At 66.6% G+C, this 16,435-nt stretch carries 14 protein-coding genes; 7 read left to right on the plus strand and 7 right to left on the minus strand.

Annotation, left to right across the window (positions count from 1 at the left end; genetic code table 11):
* Positions 1-45 precede the first annotated feature (45 nt).
* Positions 46-1,536 (plus strand): cell wall hydrolase, encoded by a 1,491-nt coding sequence (locus BBTA_RS11000; RefSeq protein ID WP_012042560.1) that lies wholly within the window; start codon positions 46-48, stop codon positions 1,534-1,536.
* A 19-nt stretch (positions 1,537-1,555) separates the two neighbouring features.
* Here the strand turns inward: BBTA_RS11000 and BBTA_RS11005 are convergent, their stop codons facing one another.
* Positions 1,556-3,154, minus strand: coding sequence for an L-aspartate oxidase (locus tag BBTA_RS11005; protein WP_012042561.1), 1,599 nt, complete (start codon positions 3,152-3,154; stop codon positions 1,556-1,558).
* 368 nt (positions 3,155-3,522) lie between these two features.
* Between BBTA_RS11005 and BBTA_RS11010 the strand changes: the two genes are divergently transcribed.
* The 6 genes from BBTA_RS11010 to BBTA_RS11035 all read left to right on the plus strand — a co-directional run bounded on the left by BBTA_RS11010 (position 3,523) and on the right by BBTA_RS11035 (position 11,160).
* Positions 3,523-4,767 carry an MFS transporter gene (locus BBTA_RS11010; protein ID WP_012042562.1) on the plus strand — a complete coding sequence of 415 codons (1,245 nt, stop codon included), beginning with the start codon at positions 3,523-3,525 and terminating at the stop codon, positions 4,765-4,767.
* Positions 4,768-4,831: 64 nt separating this feature from the next.
* Positions 4,832-5,818 carry an MDR family oxidoreductase gene (locus BBTA_RS11015; RefSeq protein ID WP_012042563.1) on the plus strand — a complete coding sequence of 329 codons (987 nt, stop codon included), beginning with the start codon at positions 4,832-4,834 and terminating at the stop codon, positions 5,816-5,818.
* Positions 5,819-5,931: 113 nt separating this feature from the next.
* Complete coding sequence (locus BBTA_RS11020; RefSeq protein WP_012042564.1) at positions 5,932-6,543, plus strand: hypothetical protein; 612 nt, start codon at positions 5,932-5,934, stop codon at positions 6,541-6,543.
* Positions 6,544-6,721: 178 nt separating this feature from the next.
* Complete coding sequence (locus BBTA_RS11025; protein ID WP_012042565.1) at positions 6,722-6,955, plus strand: hypothetical protein; 234 nt, start codon at positions 6,722-6,724, stop codon at positions 6,953-6,955.
* Positions 6,956-7,581: 626 nt separating this feature from the next.
* Positions 7,582-9,270 carry a methyl-accepting chemotaxis protein gene (locus BBTA_RS11030; protein ID WP_012042566.1) on the plus strand — a complete coding sequence of 563 codons (1,689 nt, stop codon included), beginning with the start codon at positions 7,582-7,584 and terminating at the stop codon, positions 9,268-9,270.
* Between the two features lie 204 nt (positions 9,271-9,474).
* Positions 9,475-11,160: a methyl-accepting chemotaxis protein gene (locus BBTA_RS11035; RefSeq protein ID WP_012042567.1), complete on the plus strand. Its 1,686-nt coding sequence runs from the start codon at positions 9,475-9,477 to the stop codon at positions 11,158-11,160.
* 3 nt (positions 11,161-11,163) lie between these two features.
* On the opposite strand, the gene BBTA_RS11040 is transcribed toward BBTA_RS11035, so the two are convergent.
* The 6 genes from BBTA_RS11040 to BBTA_RS11065 all read right to left on the minus strand — a co-directional run bounded on the left by BBTA_RS11040 (position 11,164) and on the right by BBTA_RS11065 (position 16,429).
* Positions 11,164-13,848 carry a DUF2339 domain-containing protein gene (locus tag BBTA_RS11040; protein ID WP_012042568.1) on the minus strand — a complete coding sequence of 895 codons (2,685 nt, stop codon included), beginning with the start codon at positions 13,846-13,848 and terminating at the stop codon, positions 11,164-11,166.
* Between the two features lie 200 nt (positions 13,849-14,048).
* On the minus strand, positions 14,049-14,555 hold the full coding sequence (locus BBTA_RS11045) for a tyrosine phosphatase family protein (RefSeq protein WP_012042569.1): 507 nt from the start codon (positions 14,553-14,555) through the stop codon (positions 14,049-14,051).
* 133 nt (positions 14,556-14,688) lie between these two features.
* A complete protein-coding gene (locus BBTA_RS11050) occupies positions 14,689-14,934 on the minus strand; it encodes a hypothetical protein (protein ID WP_041750552.1) in 246 nt (81 codons plus the stop codon).
* On the minus strand, positions 14,931-15,170 hold the full coding sequence (locus BBTA_RS11055; protein WP_012042570.1) for a hypothetical protein: 240 nt from the start codon (positions 15,168-15,170) through the stop codon (positions 14,931-14,933). Before BBTA_RS11055 ends, BBTA_RS11050 begins: the two co-directional genes overlap by 4 nt.
* A 3-nt stretch (positions 15,171-15,173) precedes the next feature.
* Complete coding sequence (locus tag BBTA_RS11060) at positions 15,174-15,806, minus strand: YfbR-like 5'-deoxynucleotidase (RefSeq protein WP_012042571.1); 633 nt, start codon at positions 15,804-15,806, stop codon at positions 15,174-15,176.
* The gene (locus BBTA_RS11065) at positions 15,803-16,429 is read right to left on the minus strand and encodes a DNA-3-methyladenine glycosylase I (RefSeq protein ID WP_012042572.1); all 627 of its coding nucleotides are present in this window, start codon (positions 16,427-16,429) and stop codon (positions 15,803-15,805) included. Before BBTA_RS11065 ends, BBTA_RS11060 begins: the two co-directional genes overlap by 4 nt.
* Positions 16,430-16,435: the final 6 nt, after the last annotated feature.

The following is a 16,435-nucleotide window of genomic DNA, read 5'->3' on the forward strand; positions in this document are numbered from 1 at the left end:
GTCGTTCGGTCGAGTGAGTAGCGTAGCGTTGCGTTGAGCGTATCGATGGTAGTTCTGCGTCCCGGTCCGAAGGGCGCGCGGTTTGCGTCCTTCGGACTCGGTCTCTGCGTCTTCGCTCTGATGCCGACAGAGACCGGGTATCAAGATATCGCTTCCCTGCTCGCCCGCCAGCCAGGCGTCGCCGAGCGCTGGCAGAAGCGTGTTTTCTCGGCCGCTGCCTCGGTGCAGCTCGCCACCTACAGCTTTGGTCGTCCGATTGGAACCTCGGCGCCGCAGGCGTGGAGCATCCGCCTGGCAAGCCTGGACGGCCGCGACTTCGACATCACCGGCTCGACGCCGCGCAATCCGGCGCTGCAGGTCCCGCCGCGCTATCAGGCCTCGGATTTTCCGAAAGTCGACCGCACGCTGAAAGGTGATCGCCTCGTCGTGCGCCCTCCGTCTCAGCCGCAGCCATCGTCGGTGCCGACCGAGGCCGCCGAACCGGCTCCCGCGCCGCCCGAGCCCGCGCCGGCGATGTCGCCCGCGCCGACGGATTCGAATTCGTCGGTGTTCGGCGCGAAGACCACTGAAGCGCCGGTGGCGCCGCTGCCGGCGCCGCGCGCTGCACTCGATCCCGAATTGCAGGAAGCTTTGAGCGCCCCGCCGCTCGCGCAATATGAGTCCGCGAAACCCGAGATCCAGCCCTCGGCTGAGCTCAAGCCCGCGACGGATGCGGCTGCCGTCGACAGTGCGGTCAGCTATGACGGCTTCACGATCAAGACCTCCAACCTCTATTTCGGCACGTCATCGCTGGGCGGTGAGGCCGGAACCATGGAGACCTGGCAGCCCGGCGAGGCGCCCTTGATCGTCATGCCGGATCCGGACCTCAAATCGATGGCGGCGCTGTCGCAGCCGGCTGGCGAGGGCACCAAGACCGGGGATGGCGGCGAGAGCATCGCGGCCAAGGGCGAGGTCAACACCGACAATCAGCGGGCGCGGACGCCGGCCGAGCGGTTGGGACTCACCGATGAGAAGTCACGCTTCAAATCGGAAAAGTGCCTGGCCGAGGCGGTCTATTTCGAATCCCGCGGCGAGGCGGTGCGTGGCCAGATCGCGGTGGCCCAGGTGGTGTTGAACCGCGCTTTCTCCGGCTATTATCCGACCACGGTGTGCGGCGTCGTCTACCAGAACAAATACCGCCACTTCGCCTGCCAGTTCACCTTCGCCTGCGACAACACCGCCGACGTGATCCGCGAGCCCGACATGTGGGAGCGCGCCAAGAAGATCGCTGCGGCCATGCTCGACGGACAGATCTGGCTGCCGGAGGTGGGCAAGTCGACCCACTATCACGCCTATTGGGTGCGGCCGTCCTGGGTTGCCGAGATGAAGCGCATGTACAAGTTCGGCGTCCACACCTTCTACCGGCCGAAGAAATGGGGCGACGGCAGCGACGCGCCGAGCTGGGGCACGCCGCAGCAGACGGCGGCCATTTCGGCCGAGCTGGCCGAGGCCGCCAAGAGCGAAGCCGAGATCAATCCGAACTGGACGCGGCGATAACAGCGCGCGGCGTCTCGCGCTATGCGCTCAGCGGCCGCGGCAGGCGTATCGACGGCCGATCGGCGAGCTGGTCGGCGATCTCGCGCGCGGCGGCCAAAGTCGTCATCGTGCGCTGCGCGAAGCTTGGATTCTCCGCAGGGCAATCGGCGCGGCAATGCGCCCCGCGACTCTCGCGCCGGCTCCAGGCGGCCGTCGCGATCAGCAGCGCCGCTGTAGCCATGTTGCGCAGGGTGGAATTGCAGCCGTCACGCTCGAGCCTGGCAATGACGGCGATGGCGTCGGCCAGCCGTTCCTCGTCGCGGATCACGCCGACCTGGCTGGTCATGATCTCGCGCAACGTTCCCTCGGTGAGCGTGGGGTCGGCGCCGCCCGGCTCGGCGAAGGCGATCCTCTGCAGATTCGATGCGGGGGCGAACGTTCGACCGGAGATGTCCGTGGCGATCCGGTTGGCGAAGACAAGCGCGGCCAGCACCGCGTTGCCGGCGATATGGTTGGCGCCGTCCGTCGCGGTCGCGGCAACCTCGCCCGCAGCCCACAGGCCCTCGATCGAGCTGCGGCCGCAGGCATCGATCGCGATGCCGCCCATGTGGAAGTGCGCCGCCGGCGCCACCGGAATCGGCTGCCGGGTCGGATCCAGGCCGCGCGCCACACAGGCTCGATGGAGGATGGGGTAGCGCGCAGCGACGTCGTCGTCGAGCACGTCGCGGGCATCGAGGAAGGCGCCGCGACCGGCCGAGATCTCGGCCATGATGCCGCGCGCGACGGTGTCCCGCGGCGCAAGATCCACCAGGGGATGCCGTGGCAGCATGAAACGCTGACCGCGCCGATTGACGAGGATCGCGCCGGCGCCGCGCAGGCTCTCGGTAACGACAGGGGCGGGATCCCTGCCGCCTGTCATCGCCGTCGGGTGAAACTGAACGAATTCAGGATCGGCGATGATGGCCCCGGCGCGCGCGGCAATCGCCATGCCGATGCCGTTGGCATGAGATGGATTGGTCGTGGTGGCGAACAGATGGCCGATACCGCCGGTCGCGAGCACGACAGCGCCCGCCGCGATCAGCAGGGGCGCGGCAGATCCATCCTCAGAGCTGCGCAATTTCAGGCCGCGCACGACGCCGTGCTCCGTCAGCAGCGCATCGACGACATGGTTCTCGATCACGCGGATCGAGGGCGTCGCGCGCACGGCGTTGGTCAGGGCCGTCACGATCGCCTGCCCGGTGAAGTCGCCGCAGACGCTCAGGATGCGTCGCACGGAATGGGCCGCCGCGCGGGACGTCGCCAACTCCCCCCTGTAATCGCGATCGAACGCGACGCCGAGCCGGATCAGATCCTCGATCCGCGCCGCCGCATCAGTGGCGAGCTCCAGCGCCGCAGCCGCCTCCACCAGGCCACCCCCGGCCGCGATCATGTCGGCGGCGTGAGCTTGCGGAGTGTCGTCGGCAGAAATGGCCGCCGCGATGTCGGCCTGCATGGTCGAGCCGAAGGAGTCCTCGCCGAGCGTCGTTGCAGAGATCAGCGTGACAGGTTGCGGCGCGAGCTTGAGGGCGCAGAACAGTCCGGCAATGCCGGCGCCGACGATCACGACATGGCCTGACGGCTCGATCTGGTGGTGGTTCATCTGCTGTCCAATTCCACATTCCGAGCATATGTCTACGGCGCTACTTGTTAGTTCTTCTTCAGGGACTTCCTTCGTTGTTTAGCGGTGTTTGGTGACAAATCGCGGCTGTTCTGCAAGTCACTCCCGCGGAGGCTGAAATGTCTCTGCTGACTCGCGTGAAAAGACGTTTGACGGGCCGCACACATCACGTGTGAGTTCCACATGCGGAACTCGTTCCGCTGAGGTTGCGCTCTGTCGGCATCTACCAACTCGCCATCTGCCACTATTTTTCATGGCTGGGTTCCGCTTTTGGACTTGGGATTTCAATGCAAATGCATTAATCCGTGGACAGCGAACCGGACAACACGGCGCGCGTCAGGAGGACACCCATGTCGATTCAGGCAGGCGATCTCGCGGCCTCCCGTGCCGCGGGCTGGCGAACTCCGCTCGTCATCATCGTTTGCGGCTGCGCCATCGCGCTCCTGAGCTTCGGTCCGCGTTCGAGCCTGGGCTTCTTCGTGCAGCCGATGAGCCGCGAATTCGCCTGGGGCCGCGACGTGTTCGCGCTGGCGGTCGCCGTGCAGAACCTGCTCTGGGGGCTCGGCCAGCCGCTTGCCGGCGCCATCGCCGACCGGTTTGGCGTCATGCGCGTGATCTGCGTCGGCGCGCTGCTCTATGCCGGCGGCCTGCTGATGATGCGCTATTCCACCTCGCCGCTGTCGCTCAACATCGGCGCCGGCGTGCTGGTCGGCTTCGGCCTGTCGGGTTGCTCGTTCAATCTCATTCTGTCAGCCTTCAGCAAGCTGCTGCCGCCGGAGCGGCGCGGTGTGGCACTCGGCGCCGGCACGGCCGCGGGCTCGCTCGGCCAGTTCCTCTTTGCGCCGTTCGGCGTCGCCCTGATCGATCAGTTCGGCTGGCAGAGCGCGCTGATGGTGTTCGCAACCTTGATGCTGTTCATCGTGCCGCTGTCGCTCGCAGTCGCAACACCGCCGGCCGCCGAGGCCAAGCCGACGGATGCCGAGCAGCAGTCGTTCACGACCGCGCTGATGGAAGCGTTCGGCCACCGCTCTTACGTGCTGCTGGTGCTCGGCTTCTTCACCTGCGGCTTCCAGCTGGCCTTCATCACCGTGCACCTGCCGGCATTCCTGGTCGATCGCGGCCTGTCGGCGCAGGTCGGCGGCTGGGTGATCGCAGCGATCGGCCTGTTCAACATCATCGGCTCGCTCAGCGTCGGCTGGCTGCAGAGCCGGCTGCCGAAGCGCTACATCCTGTCCTTCATCTACTTCACCCGCGCGCTGGCGACGCTTGCCTTCATCTCGTTCCCGGTCACGCCGGCCACCGCGATCGCCTTCGGCGCGGTCTCGGGGCTGGCCTGGCTCTCCACGGTGCCGCCGACCTCGTCGCTGGTCGCGATCATGTTCGGCACCCGCTGGCTCGCCACGCTGTACGGCTTTGCGTTCGTCAGCCACCAGGTTGGTGGCTTCCTCGGCGTCTGGCTCGGCGGCCTCGTGTTCGAGCGCTATGGCTCATATACCCCGATCTGGTGGCTCTCCATCCTGTTCGGCGTGCTGTCGGCGCTGATCAACCTGCCGATCGTCGAGAAGCCGGTGGCGCGGGCCGTGCCCGCGACCTGAGTTGCGCCGCCGATCCGATCGGCTAAACATGGCGCGAGACGAAGAAAGCGCAGGGAGTGCCGCTGTGGGAACGTTCAAGGCGATCCGGATCGACAAGGCCGACAAGGGGACGACAGCGACGCTGACGCAGTTCGACGAAGCCGAACTGATGGATGGCGACGTCACCGTGAAGGTCGAATGGTCGACGCTGAACTACAAGGACGGGCTGGCGCTGACCGGGAAGGCGCCGGTGGTCCGCCGCTTCCCGATGATCGCGGGCATCGATTTCGCAGGCACGGTCGAGCAATCGTCTCATCCGCAATGGAAGCCCGGCGATGCGGTGATCTGTACCGGCTGGGGCATGGGCGAGACGCATCTCGGTGCCTATGCCGAAAAGGCCAGGGTCAAGGGGGATTGGCTGGTCGGCCTGCCGCCGGGCCTCTCGGCGCGCGATGCGATGGCGATCGGCACGGCCGGCTTCACCGCGATGCTCGCAGTTCTGGCCCTTGAGAAGCATGGGCTGACACCGGCGAGTGGCCCGGTGGTCGTGACCGGGGCGGCCGGCGGCGTCGGCTCGGTGGCGACGGCGGTGCTTGCCAAGCTCGGCTACCACGTGATCGCCTCGACCGGACGGCTCGCCGAGGCGGACTATCTGAAGTCGCTGGGCGCCGCCGAAATCATTGACCGCAACGAATTATCCGGGCCGGCCAAGCCGCTGGCGAAGGAGCGCTGGGCAGGGGGCATCGACAGCGTCGGCTCCAATACGCTCGCCAACCTGCTGTCGATGACAAGGTATGGCGGTGCCATTGCCGCCTGCGGTCTGGCGGCCGGGATGGATCTGCCGTCTTCGGTCGCACCGTTCATTCTGCGCGGCGTGTGCCTTCTGGGCATCGATTCGGTGATGTGCCCGCTGCCGGCCCGGAAAGCGGCCTGGTCGCGCCTGGCTGCCGATTTGGATCGCGCAAAACTATCTGAAATTACTCACGAAATTCCCTTGGATCAGGTCGCCTCGCTGGGGCCGCAGATCCTCGCCGGCCAGGTCCGCGGCCGCACGGTGGTAAGAATATCCTGAGGTTGTTCAGACTTTTCAAACCATGCTGCTCCATTGTTGCCATGGTTGGTATGGTAAGCATGGGGTAAAGATACCGCCTTACCCGCTGCGTGGGGTTAAGTGGAGTTTGATGCATGCTCGGGCGTTTTTTGCTGGGGACCGTGACGGCCGGAGCCGTGGTCGCTCCCGCGATCGCAGGATCGATGACAGCCGATGAGGCGCGGAAATTCGTCGCGGGGAAAGTGTTCGCTTTCACCTGTGTCGACGGCACCCGCGGTGCGGGGCGGATTCTCGATGATATGGGGGCTGCCGGTGCGGTGCAGTTCTCGGGCTCGGGCCCGGTCCGTCACATCCGCCTGCCCGGCAACACCCTGCAGATCCGCGGACAGAATGTCTGTGCGTCGATCAAGGGCATGCCGTTCGAACCCTGCTTCAACCTCGACAAGAAGGATGAGCGCAGCTTCCGCGGTTCGGTCTCCGGTCTCGGCGCCTTTGCCTATTGCGACTTCCAGCATCAGGGCGGCGCCACGATGCTGATGGCGCGTGCCGTGGCGCGGCCGCGTGCGACGCGTGCCGCAGCGCCTGCTGCCGATCCGTCTCACACCGAGGTGGCGGCGCGCGTCGAGACGCCGCGCGTGGAGCGGAGCAAGGTGGAGCCCGTGAAGGCGGAGCCTGCGAAGGTCGAAACGAAATCCGAGAGCGCAAAGTCCGACGTCACGCCGGAATTGCGTCGTTCGACTGATTAGTTGTTAGGTCGGTGGTCGTTCAAACCGCCGCTCCCGCTTAACATAAAGCAACATTTCTCCTGGTGACCGCACGCTAGCGGTCATTGCGCCGTAGTCGTACGGACGGCTAGATTCATGCCTCGGTAGCGACTCGCGATGCAGTTTGCGACCGGGGGGTGGCCCACAGAGAGGGTCGATTATGTCGCTTTATTTCTTCCGTATCAGCCAGGGTCGTTATTCCGGCGCGGCTGATCAGCCTTACGAATTTGCCAATCGGGAATCGGCCTGGAAAGAGCTGACCGCGGTCTGCTCCGATCTGATTGGTGGCATCTCGCGCACGCTGCAGCAGGGGACTGAGTGGCAGATGGAACTGCTCGACGAATCCAAGCAGCCGGTGTTTCGAATCCGTCTGGTCTCGGAAGCCGTCAGCTGAGTCTCGGCTACGCCATCGCGCCGTGTGGGCAACTCCGATTGCCCCTGTGCTGATCGCAGCTTGTTTCGGGGATCCTGTGAGCGCTCGATGTCATCGCGTCGGGCCGAAGATCCTCAAGCTCTCGCCCTGAAAGGCGTTCCATGCCTTCGGGCCGCGGCCGTGTCAGCCAGCTCCTGGACGGCCTCCTGCTCATCGCCTTGCTCCGCCGAACCTGGGCCGGCATCGGCGATACAGGACCGTCATGCCTACCTACACCTTTGGCGCGATGTTGCACAAAATACATGCAGTGGTAGTAACTCGCTTTTAAGAGCCCTGGCATACCAATAAAACCTGCAGATGTGTCCCTGCGGCCTGCAGCATCAGGCCTCCAGCAGCATTGGGCGGTTGGCCCGTCGACACCCTTGTGCCCACCGGCGGCGCAGGGGCGATGGCTGCGTTCCGTATTAGTACGGGCCGTAAGTTTAACGGATGTTTGGCTTGTTTTTCCCCAAATGGTTCCAATCGGGGAACGATCTTTCTCAGCCCTGATCGAAGCACTGTGCAACGCCGCACACACACACGGATCCGTTTCCGTATCGAGCGTTGGCAGAGAGCGGTGAGAACCGCACAGCCATCCGGGGTCACCAGTGTCCAAACTGTCCATCCGTACGAAGATCATATCAGTCATCGCCTTCATGCTCGTCACGATGTGCGGGCTCGGCGTTCTCGCGGTGACCAGCATGCGATCGATCAACGCGAACACGGTCGACATCGCCACCAACTGGCTGCCGAGCGTGCGTGCGATCGGCGAGCTGCGCTCGGATATCAACCTGCTGCGCGTCGCGCTACGCTCGCATGTGATGGCGGAAACGGCGGAGGCCAAACAGGCTGTCGACCAGCGGATCACCGGCATTCTCGAGACGATCAACAAGGACCGCAAGAACTACGAGCCGCTGATCACGTCGCCACAGGAGCGTGCGATCTATGACAACTGGGTGCAAGCCTGGGAGAAGTACGTCGTCGTCATCAAGCAGGTGATGGACGCGTCCAATAACAGTGTCGGACGGCTTCCGCGCGAGGCCACCGATCTGCTGGAGAAGTCCGCAGCCGCGATCGCGCGCGATGCCGACAAATACTTTGTCCAGGACATCGAGTTCAACAACAAGGGCGCCGCCGACGCGACCCGGGACGCCGCCGACAGCTACTCACGCGCGATGTGGCTCGTCGTCTCGATCATCGCGGCGGCCGTCATCGCCGGCGTCGCCGTCGGTTTCTATCTGGTGCAGAACGTCTCGCAGGGCATCGCCTCGATCATCAAGCCGATGCAGGAGCTGGCCAAGGGCGACCTGGGTGCGGAGGTGACGCATCGCGGCGAGCCGACCGAGATCGGCGCCATGGCGGACACGCTGCAGGTCTTCAAGGAAGCCTTGATCGCCAAGAAGGCGGCCGACGAGCTCGCCGCCGCTGATGCCGAAGCCAAGATCGAGCGTGGCCGTCGCGTCGATGCCATCACGCGCCAGTTCGAGGCGACGATCGGCGAGATCGTGCAGACGGTGTCGTCGGCGTCGACCGAGCTCGAGCATTCCGCCGGCGCGCTGTCCTCGACGGCAAACCGCTCCCAGGAAATTTCGACCGCGGTCGCAGCGGCCTCCGAGGAAGCATCGACCAACGTGCAGTCGGTCGCCTCCGCCACCGAGGAGCTGTCCTCGTCGATCACCGAGATCAGCCGTCAGGTGCAGGAATCGGCGCGCATGGCCAATGAGGCGGTCGAGCAGGCACGTATGACCAATGATCGCGTCGGTGAGCTGACCAAGGCCGCCGCGCGCATCGGTGACGTGGTCGAGCTGATCAATACGATCGCAGGCCAGACCAACCTGCTGGCGCTGAACGCGACCATCGAGGCCGCCCGTGCCGGCGATGCCGGGCGCGGCTTCGCGGTCGTCGCGTCCGAGGTGAAGGCGCTGGCGGAGCAGACTGCCAAGGCCACGGACGAAATCGGTCAGCAGGTGTCCGGCATCCAGGCCGCGACGCAGGAATCGGTCGGTGCGATCAAGGCGATCTCGACGACGATCGAAAAGCTGTCCGAGATCTCGTCGGCGATCGCCGCCGCGGTGGAAGAGCAGGGCGCCGCCACCCAGGAGATCTCGCGCAACGTCCAGCAGGCGTCACAGGGCACCCAGCAGGTGTCCTCGAACGTGGTCGACGTGCAGCGCGGCGCTACTGAGACGGGAACGGCGTCGTCGCATGTGCTGTCCGCAGCGCAATCGCTGGCGTCCGACAGTGACCGCTTGAAGCGTGAGGTCGCCTCATTCTTGCAATCAGTCCGCGCAGCCTGATCTGCTGCAGGAATCGATGCTGCCGAACCCGTATTCGTACGACGTTCAGCATTAACGGAACTTTGCGGAGAAAGCGGCAGGCTGGCTTGAGGCAGCCGCCGCTTTTGTCCGTTTCGCAGCGGCGCGCCGGGCGCCGCAACACTGCTGTCGGCCGTGCAGATGCGATCGGCCGTGCGAGACGTTTTTCGCGGAGGATCAACGGACGTGTCCAAGCTTTCCATTCGCCTCAAGATCATTGCCGTCATCGTACTCCTCCTCGTGGTGATGTCCGGCATGGGCGTGCTGGCGCTGCGCAGCATGCAGGGCATCAACGCACGAACGGTCGACATCTCCACCAACTGGCTGCCGAGCGTGCGGGTGCTCGGCAACCTGCGCGCCGACATCAACGTCTACCGGCTCACGCTGCGCGCCCACGTGATGGCGCTGACCCCGGAGGCGAAAGCCAACAACGACAAGCGCATGGCCGATGTGTTCGACAAGGTGAAGAAGGACATCAAGGCCTATCAGCCGCTGATCTCGACGGCCGAGGAGCGCAGCATCTACGAATCCTGGACGCGCGCTTGGGACAAATACGCCGCCGAGGCCGAGAAAGTGCTCGAGGTCTCGCGCAAGAGCATCGGCAAGCTGCCCGACGACGTCGATGCGCTGTTCAAGCCCGCCGGCGCGGCGGCGGCCGCGCAGGAGGAGATTCTCACCAAGGCGATCGACTATAACGACAAGGGCGCGGAGACGGCCACGCGCGACGCGGCCGACAGCTACAATGTCACCTTCTGGGTCGTGACCTCCATCATTCTCGGGGCCCTCGCAGCCGGCGTCGGCGTCGGTTTCTATCTCGTGCACGACGTCTCCTCCGGCATCGCCTCGATCATCAAGCCGATGCAGGCGCTCGGCGAGGGCGATCTCGCGGCCGAGGTGCCGCACCGCGGTGAGCCGACCGAAATGGGCGCGATGGCCGACACCCTGCAGGTGTTCAAGGAGGCGCTGATCGCGAAGCGAGAGGCCGATGCGCTCGCCGCGCGCGACGCCGAGGCCAAGATCGAGCGCGGCCGTCGCGTCGACAACCTCACCCGCCAGTTCGAGAATACGATCGGTGAGATCGTGCAGACAGTGTCCTCGGCGTCCACCGAGCTCGAGCATTCCGCCGGCGCGCTGTCGTCGACGGCGACACGCTCGCAGCAGATCTCGACCCAGGTCGCAGCCGCCTCGGAGGAAGCCTCGACCAATGTGCAATCGGTCGCCTCGGCCACCGAGGAGCTGTCATCATCGATCACCGAGATCAGCCGCCAGGTGCAGGAATCGGCGCGCATGGCGCAGGAGGCCGTCTCGCAGGCACGCCAGACCAACGATCGCGTCGGCGAATTGTCGAAGGCCGCGGCCCGCATCGGCGATGTCGTGGAGCTGATCAACTCTATCGCCGGGCAGACCAACCTGCTGGCGCTGAACGCCACGATCGAGGCGGCACGCGCCGGCGAGGCCGGCCGCGGCTTCGCGGTGGTCGCCTCCGAAGTGAAGGCGCTGGCCGAGCAGACCGCGAAGGCGACCGACGAGATCGGCCAGCAGATCGGCAGCATCCAGGCTGCGACTCAGGAATCTGTCGGCGCCATCCGCGACATCTCGGGCACCATCGAGCGGCTGTCGGAAATCTCCTCGGCGATCGCCGCTGCCGTGGAAGAGCAGGGCGCGGCGACCCAGGAGATCGCGCGCAACGTCCAGCAGGCCTCGCACGGCACGCAGCAGGTGTCGTCCAACGTGGTCGACGTGCAGCGGGGCGCGGCGGAGACCGGCCAGGCGTCGACGCATGTGCTCGATGCCGCGAAGTCGCTGGCCTCCGACAGCGATCGTCTGAAGCGTGAGGTGGCGAGCTTCCTCCAGTCGGTGCGCGCAGCGTGAGGTCTACGCCACCGGCGCAGCAGGCGGAGCCTGCTGCTGCCGGCGGAACAGCACCTTCTGGTACAGCCAGCCGATGGCGACCAGCACGAGGCCGAGGCCGATGAACGACAGCGCGCGCCAGACCCCGGTGAGCGCCGACATGTCGACCAGGAAGGCCTTCAGGATCGTCAGCGCGATCACGATCGCCGACGCAAGGCGGGCGCGCTGCGACTGCACGATGACGCCGATCCCGAGCAGCGCCACGCCGAGGATGAGCCAGGCGATCGAGTAGGTGTACTGCTCGGCCGCGCTGGTCGGCCCGCTGGTCAGGTCGGGACCGTGATAGATCCGGCGGATCTCGAGGCTCACATAGGACAGCGCCAGGATCAGCGCGCCGGCTGCGAGCGTATTCCCGTAGGCCGGGGGGCGGCGCCCCGCCACCGCATAGGACAGCAGCAGCATCAGCACCGCCGGGAACGCGTAGGCCAGGATGAGGATGTTGAGCAGGCCGCCTTGGATCGTGACGTCCGAGATCATTGGATTCTCGAACAGCAGCAATCCGAAGAGGGTGGCGCCCCCGGCAAAGCCGGTCAGGATCACGGCGCTGACATTGTGAACCACGCTGCCGCTGCGCGCGCGCAGCCGCTCCAGCCCGATCGCCAGCGCCAGCGCGACGCAGACATCCAGCCCGATCTCCGCGAGCGAGGGCACCGCCAGCATGTCGCCGTCATTGACCGCGTGGCGGATCTCCAGAAAGGCGAGCAGGGTGGTGAACAGGATCGCGGCGGCCTCGACGGCGCGCAGCGGCGCGTCGTCGCCATAGCGGCGCATCAGATAGCTCGCGCCCCAGAACGACGCCGCTGGCACGCCATAGCCCCAGAGCAGCCAGTTCAGGATTGGCGTGGTGCCGACATCGGCGCCGACGATTCGCGGGTCGTAGCCGATGCGGAGCACCACGAGCCCGGCAAAGGCCGCGGCCAGGATGCGCAGGAATGGGATCGGCCGGTGCTCGAAGATCCAGGCGGTGCCGAGCGACATCAGGGCGAGCGCGATCGTCAGCCAGCCCTTCTCCAGCGCAAAGGTCAGCGCCAGCGCCAGCGCGCCCAGCGTGCCGGTCGCGAACAAGGCGATCGAGAAACTGAGGCCGGGCCGCTCCTCCCGCCGGGTCAGCGCCTCGGTCGCCACGGCCAGGGTTGCTGCGAGCACCACCGCCAGAATCGCGAACGGAATGGAGCGATCGAGATGGGCGATGCGCGCGTACAGGGCGACCAGCAGTGCGAGCGGTGTGAACACGCCGGCCGCCGACCACACCACCGGCACAACGGCATTCTCCGAGCGCCCCTGCGCCAGGAAACCGGCGGCGCCGAAGCCGATCGCGAAGATCGCCGCCGTCACCAGATGCCACGACACCGACGCCCCGAGCGGGTTCGGTCCCATCGAGGGCAGCGCGCCGCCGGGCAGCACCAGGAGGTCGGGATTGTCGCGCAGCGCCCATTCGGCGAACACCAGGAACACCGTGGCGGCCGCCGCGCCGACTGCGCCGCTCGCGCTCGGAGCGCGCCAGGCCACCGCGAGCGTCGCCGCGACCAGCACCGTGAAGCCGATCAGCGCGAGGCCATCATGGAAGCTCGCCAGCACGACCAGCATCGCGCCCAGCAGGTAGACGGCCAGCGCGGCTGATGAAATCGGCTCGGCGTCGTCGTTCTCGGCGGCCGGTCCGAACACGAAGCCGCAGACGACGATCAGCGCCGCCAGCGCAAAGCCGGCGATGACGTGGAACACGTGCGGCGCGACGGTCTCGATGCCCATGTCGAGCCCGGGCAGCGTCCACAGGAACGACAGCCCGATGGTGGTCATCGCGAGCCAGCGCCACAGCCGCACGCGGGCCAGCGCGAAAGCGGCGGCCGTGACGATGGCGAGATAGATATACAGCGCCCAATAGTTCGGCTCGCCGGTCGACACCAGCACCGGTGTCGTGAACGCCGCGACGAGGCCGAGCCCAGCCAGCGCCGGACCATGCAGGAGCGCGGCCGCCAGCGTACCCAGCGCCACCAGGCCGAGCAGCACGAAGGCGAAGGCGGGCGGCAGGAACCCGTACAGCGCATAGGCCGCGTAGACGGTGGCGAAGGCCACCGCGGTGCCGGCGGCGGTCAGGATCGCCGGAATATTGGCGATCGGCAGCGCGGCGATCTGCGAGATGCTTTCCTTGCGCCTGGTCCACTCGCCGGCGGCGAGCAGCGCGGCGGCGAACAGCGCGCCCAGCGCGACTCGCACCTCGGGGCCGACCAGGCCGGCCTCGATCGAATAGCGCACCATGAAGAAGCCGCCGAGGGCGAGCGTCAGCCCGCCGATCCACACCACCCAGCGGGTGCCGATGCGCTCCTCGAAGCCGGCCACCGGCTGGGGCAGCGGCGGCACGGCCGGGGGGCCGGGGTCGGCCGTCTGGTCCGCCGTGACGGCTGCGGGCTGCAAAGCGGGCTCCGTCACCTCCGGCAGTGGCGGCGGCACCGCCGGGGCAGTGGCGGGCTCCTGCAGCGGGCTCAGCGGCGGTGCGCCGGGGACCGCCGGTGCGATCCCAATCGGGCGTGCAGCCTCCAGCTTGGCCAGCCGGGCCTGCACCTCGGCCAAGCGATCGGAGGTCTTGCGGGCGAAGGCGAGCGCCGCAAACGCGACCAGCAGTGCAATCCAGTCCAGGGGCCAATCGAACATCACGCCGAGGAGTCCTTATTGATCAGTGGCGCCCGCCGGCGTCGTGGAAAGGCAACAGGGCCGGTCGGCCCGCGATGGCGCAGCTGGTCGCCGGGCGGCACGCGCGGGCCGCCACGATGGCTGCAGTTCCTTGAGTGTCAAACGGCGGAGTTGAAGTTCAAGCGAGGTGGCAGGCTACCCGGCGCGCCGTCGCGACCGGCTCACTCCAGATCGATCCGAAACGGCACGCTGTCGACCATCATGGCGCCGGGGCCGATCGCATCCAGCGCCCGGACCATGCGGCCGTCGCGGCCGAGCGCCTTGTCGGCGAGGCTGACGATCAGCCGATTGGGCGAGGCGATCGGGGAGGCGGCCCGGATCGCCTGGGCGATCTGCAACTCGTCGCGATGCGGATTGAGCGCGCAGGCGGCCGCGAAGGCGCTCGCGGTGGAGCGGCTGATGCCGGCATAGCAGTGGATGACCAGCGGCGCAGCCCGATCCCAGCCGCGGACGAAATCCAGCACCTGCGTGACATGCTCCTCGCAGGGCGCCACGAAGCCCGCGAGCTGCTCGGTGATGTCGTCGACCGAGACCCTGAGGTGGTTCTCGGGCCGGATCGTCTCCGGCCGTTGCACCTGCTCGACATTGGCCATGATCGTCAGCACATGGCTGGCGCCGGTGAGGCGCACCGTTTCGGGCAAGGCGGCAAGCGAGCAGACGTGGATCATATCGGGCCTTTGAAAGCCCGATTATACGATCGCGGGCCCGCACACAAAAGCGGCTTTCGGGGGGCTGCGGCGTCGATCGTGCCAAGCGCGGGTTGGACCGCGGCCGGCGCCTCGGGGGCGCAGAGATGGCGGCTCAGCGGCTGTTCTTGAACTGCCGCAGCTCCTGGCGGGCGAGGTGGGCCTTGCCTTCGATCTCGGCATTGATCCGGTCGAGCCGGTCCACCAGACTGTCGCGCAGCCCGTCGCGCCGGGACGGCGGCTGCACCGGACGCTCGACGGCCGGTTCGGCCCACGGCCGACGCAGGACAATCGCGTAGAGCCACACCATCGCGGCCACCGCGAGCGGCATGCTCAGAGCATAGATCTGACCGGTCGTCATCGGAGCCCTCCAAGGACCCATTGTCCTCCCAAATGTAGGAGCAAACCGGCACCGAAGCAAATCGGGGCGGACACATAGACCAGCGTCGGATCGGTATTTTGCGGCAGGAAGCCGTAGACTTCCTGCCCGATCGGCACGAAAACGCCGACCGAGACGATCGCGGTGGCGAGCGTATTGGCCCAGTTGGCCAGCAGTTTCAGCCGCTCGTTGTGGCGCTCATCCGGCGTCAACGGCATGGCTCAATTCCCCGAATGGGTTGCGTCCCCGAGCACCAGATTGAAGCGGGTCAGGAACCGCTTCTCGGCCTTGGCCGCGCTCCACGGCGTCAGATAATCCATGACCGTGGCCTCGGGGAGGCCGGGATCGCGGCCGAACAGCTTCTTCGCCTCGGTCTCGGCGAAGCCGGCGAGCCTCGTCGCCTCCAGGAAGGCGGCGCCGCGATCGGCGGCCTTGATCTGGCGCTCGATCTCGGGCGCGAGCTCCGCCGGCAGGCCGAAGCGGATGTGGATCGCGCCGAGCAGCCGCTTCTCGACGCTCTTGTAGCTGCCGCCCAGCACCGCCTTGAACGGCGAGATCATGTCGCCGATGACGTATTCCGGCGCGTCGTGCAGCAGCGCCGCGAGCCGCAGCCTCGCATCGATGTTCGGCTTGCGCGCGCGCATCACCGTCTCGACCAGCAGCGTGTGCTGCGCGACCGAGAAGATGTGCGCGCCCGAGGTCTGGCCGTTCCAGCGCGCCACGCGCGCCAGCCCGTGGGCGATGTCGGTGATCTCGACGTCGAGAGGCGAGGGGTCGATGAGGTTGAGCCGCCGGCCGGACAGCATGCGCTGCCAGACGCGGTCCTGCCCGTTCGGGGCGGTCTTGGTGGTCATTTGATCTTGAGGCGCGGGGCGCGGCGCTTGCCGCTGCAGGTCTCGTGGCAGAAGCAGGTGACGAGATGGTCGTTGACCATGCCGGTCGCCTGCATGAAGGCGTAGACGATCGTGGGTCCGACGAATTTGAAGCCGCGCGAGGCCAGCTCCTTCGACATCTTGACCGACAGCGGCGTCGAGGCCGGCACGCTCGCGGTGGTCTTGAACGCGTTGACCTTCGGCGTGCCGTCCATGAAGTCCCACAGGAACTTCGAGAAGCCGTCGCTCTCCTCCTGGATCTTCAGCCAGGATCTGGCGCTGAGAATCGCGCCCTCGATCTTGGCGCGGTTGCGCACGATGCCGGCATCGTTCATCAGCGCGTGGATCTTCTTGTCGGAATAGCGCGCGATCTTGTCCGGCTGGAAGTCGTCGAAGGCGCGGCGGAAATTGTCGCGCTTGCGCAGGATCGTGATCCACGACAGCCCGGCCTGGAAGCCGTCGAGGATCAGTTTCTCATAGAGAGCGCGGTCGTCATATTCCGGCACGCCCCACTCGGTGTCGTGATAGGCGACATAGAGCGGGTCGCTGCCCGGCCAGGGGCAGCGGGTCAGACCATCCGGATGGACGACAGCGGCGCGACCCATCTCGAT

The organism is Bradyrhizobium sp. BTAi1 (assembly GCF_000015165.1).
GTDB classification, from domain to species: domain Bacteria; phylum Pseudomonadota; class Alphaproteobacteria; order Rhizobiales; family Xanthobacteraceae; genus Bradyrhizobium; species Bradyrhizobium denitrificans.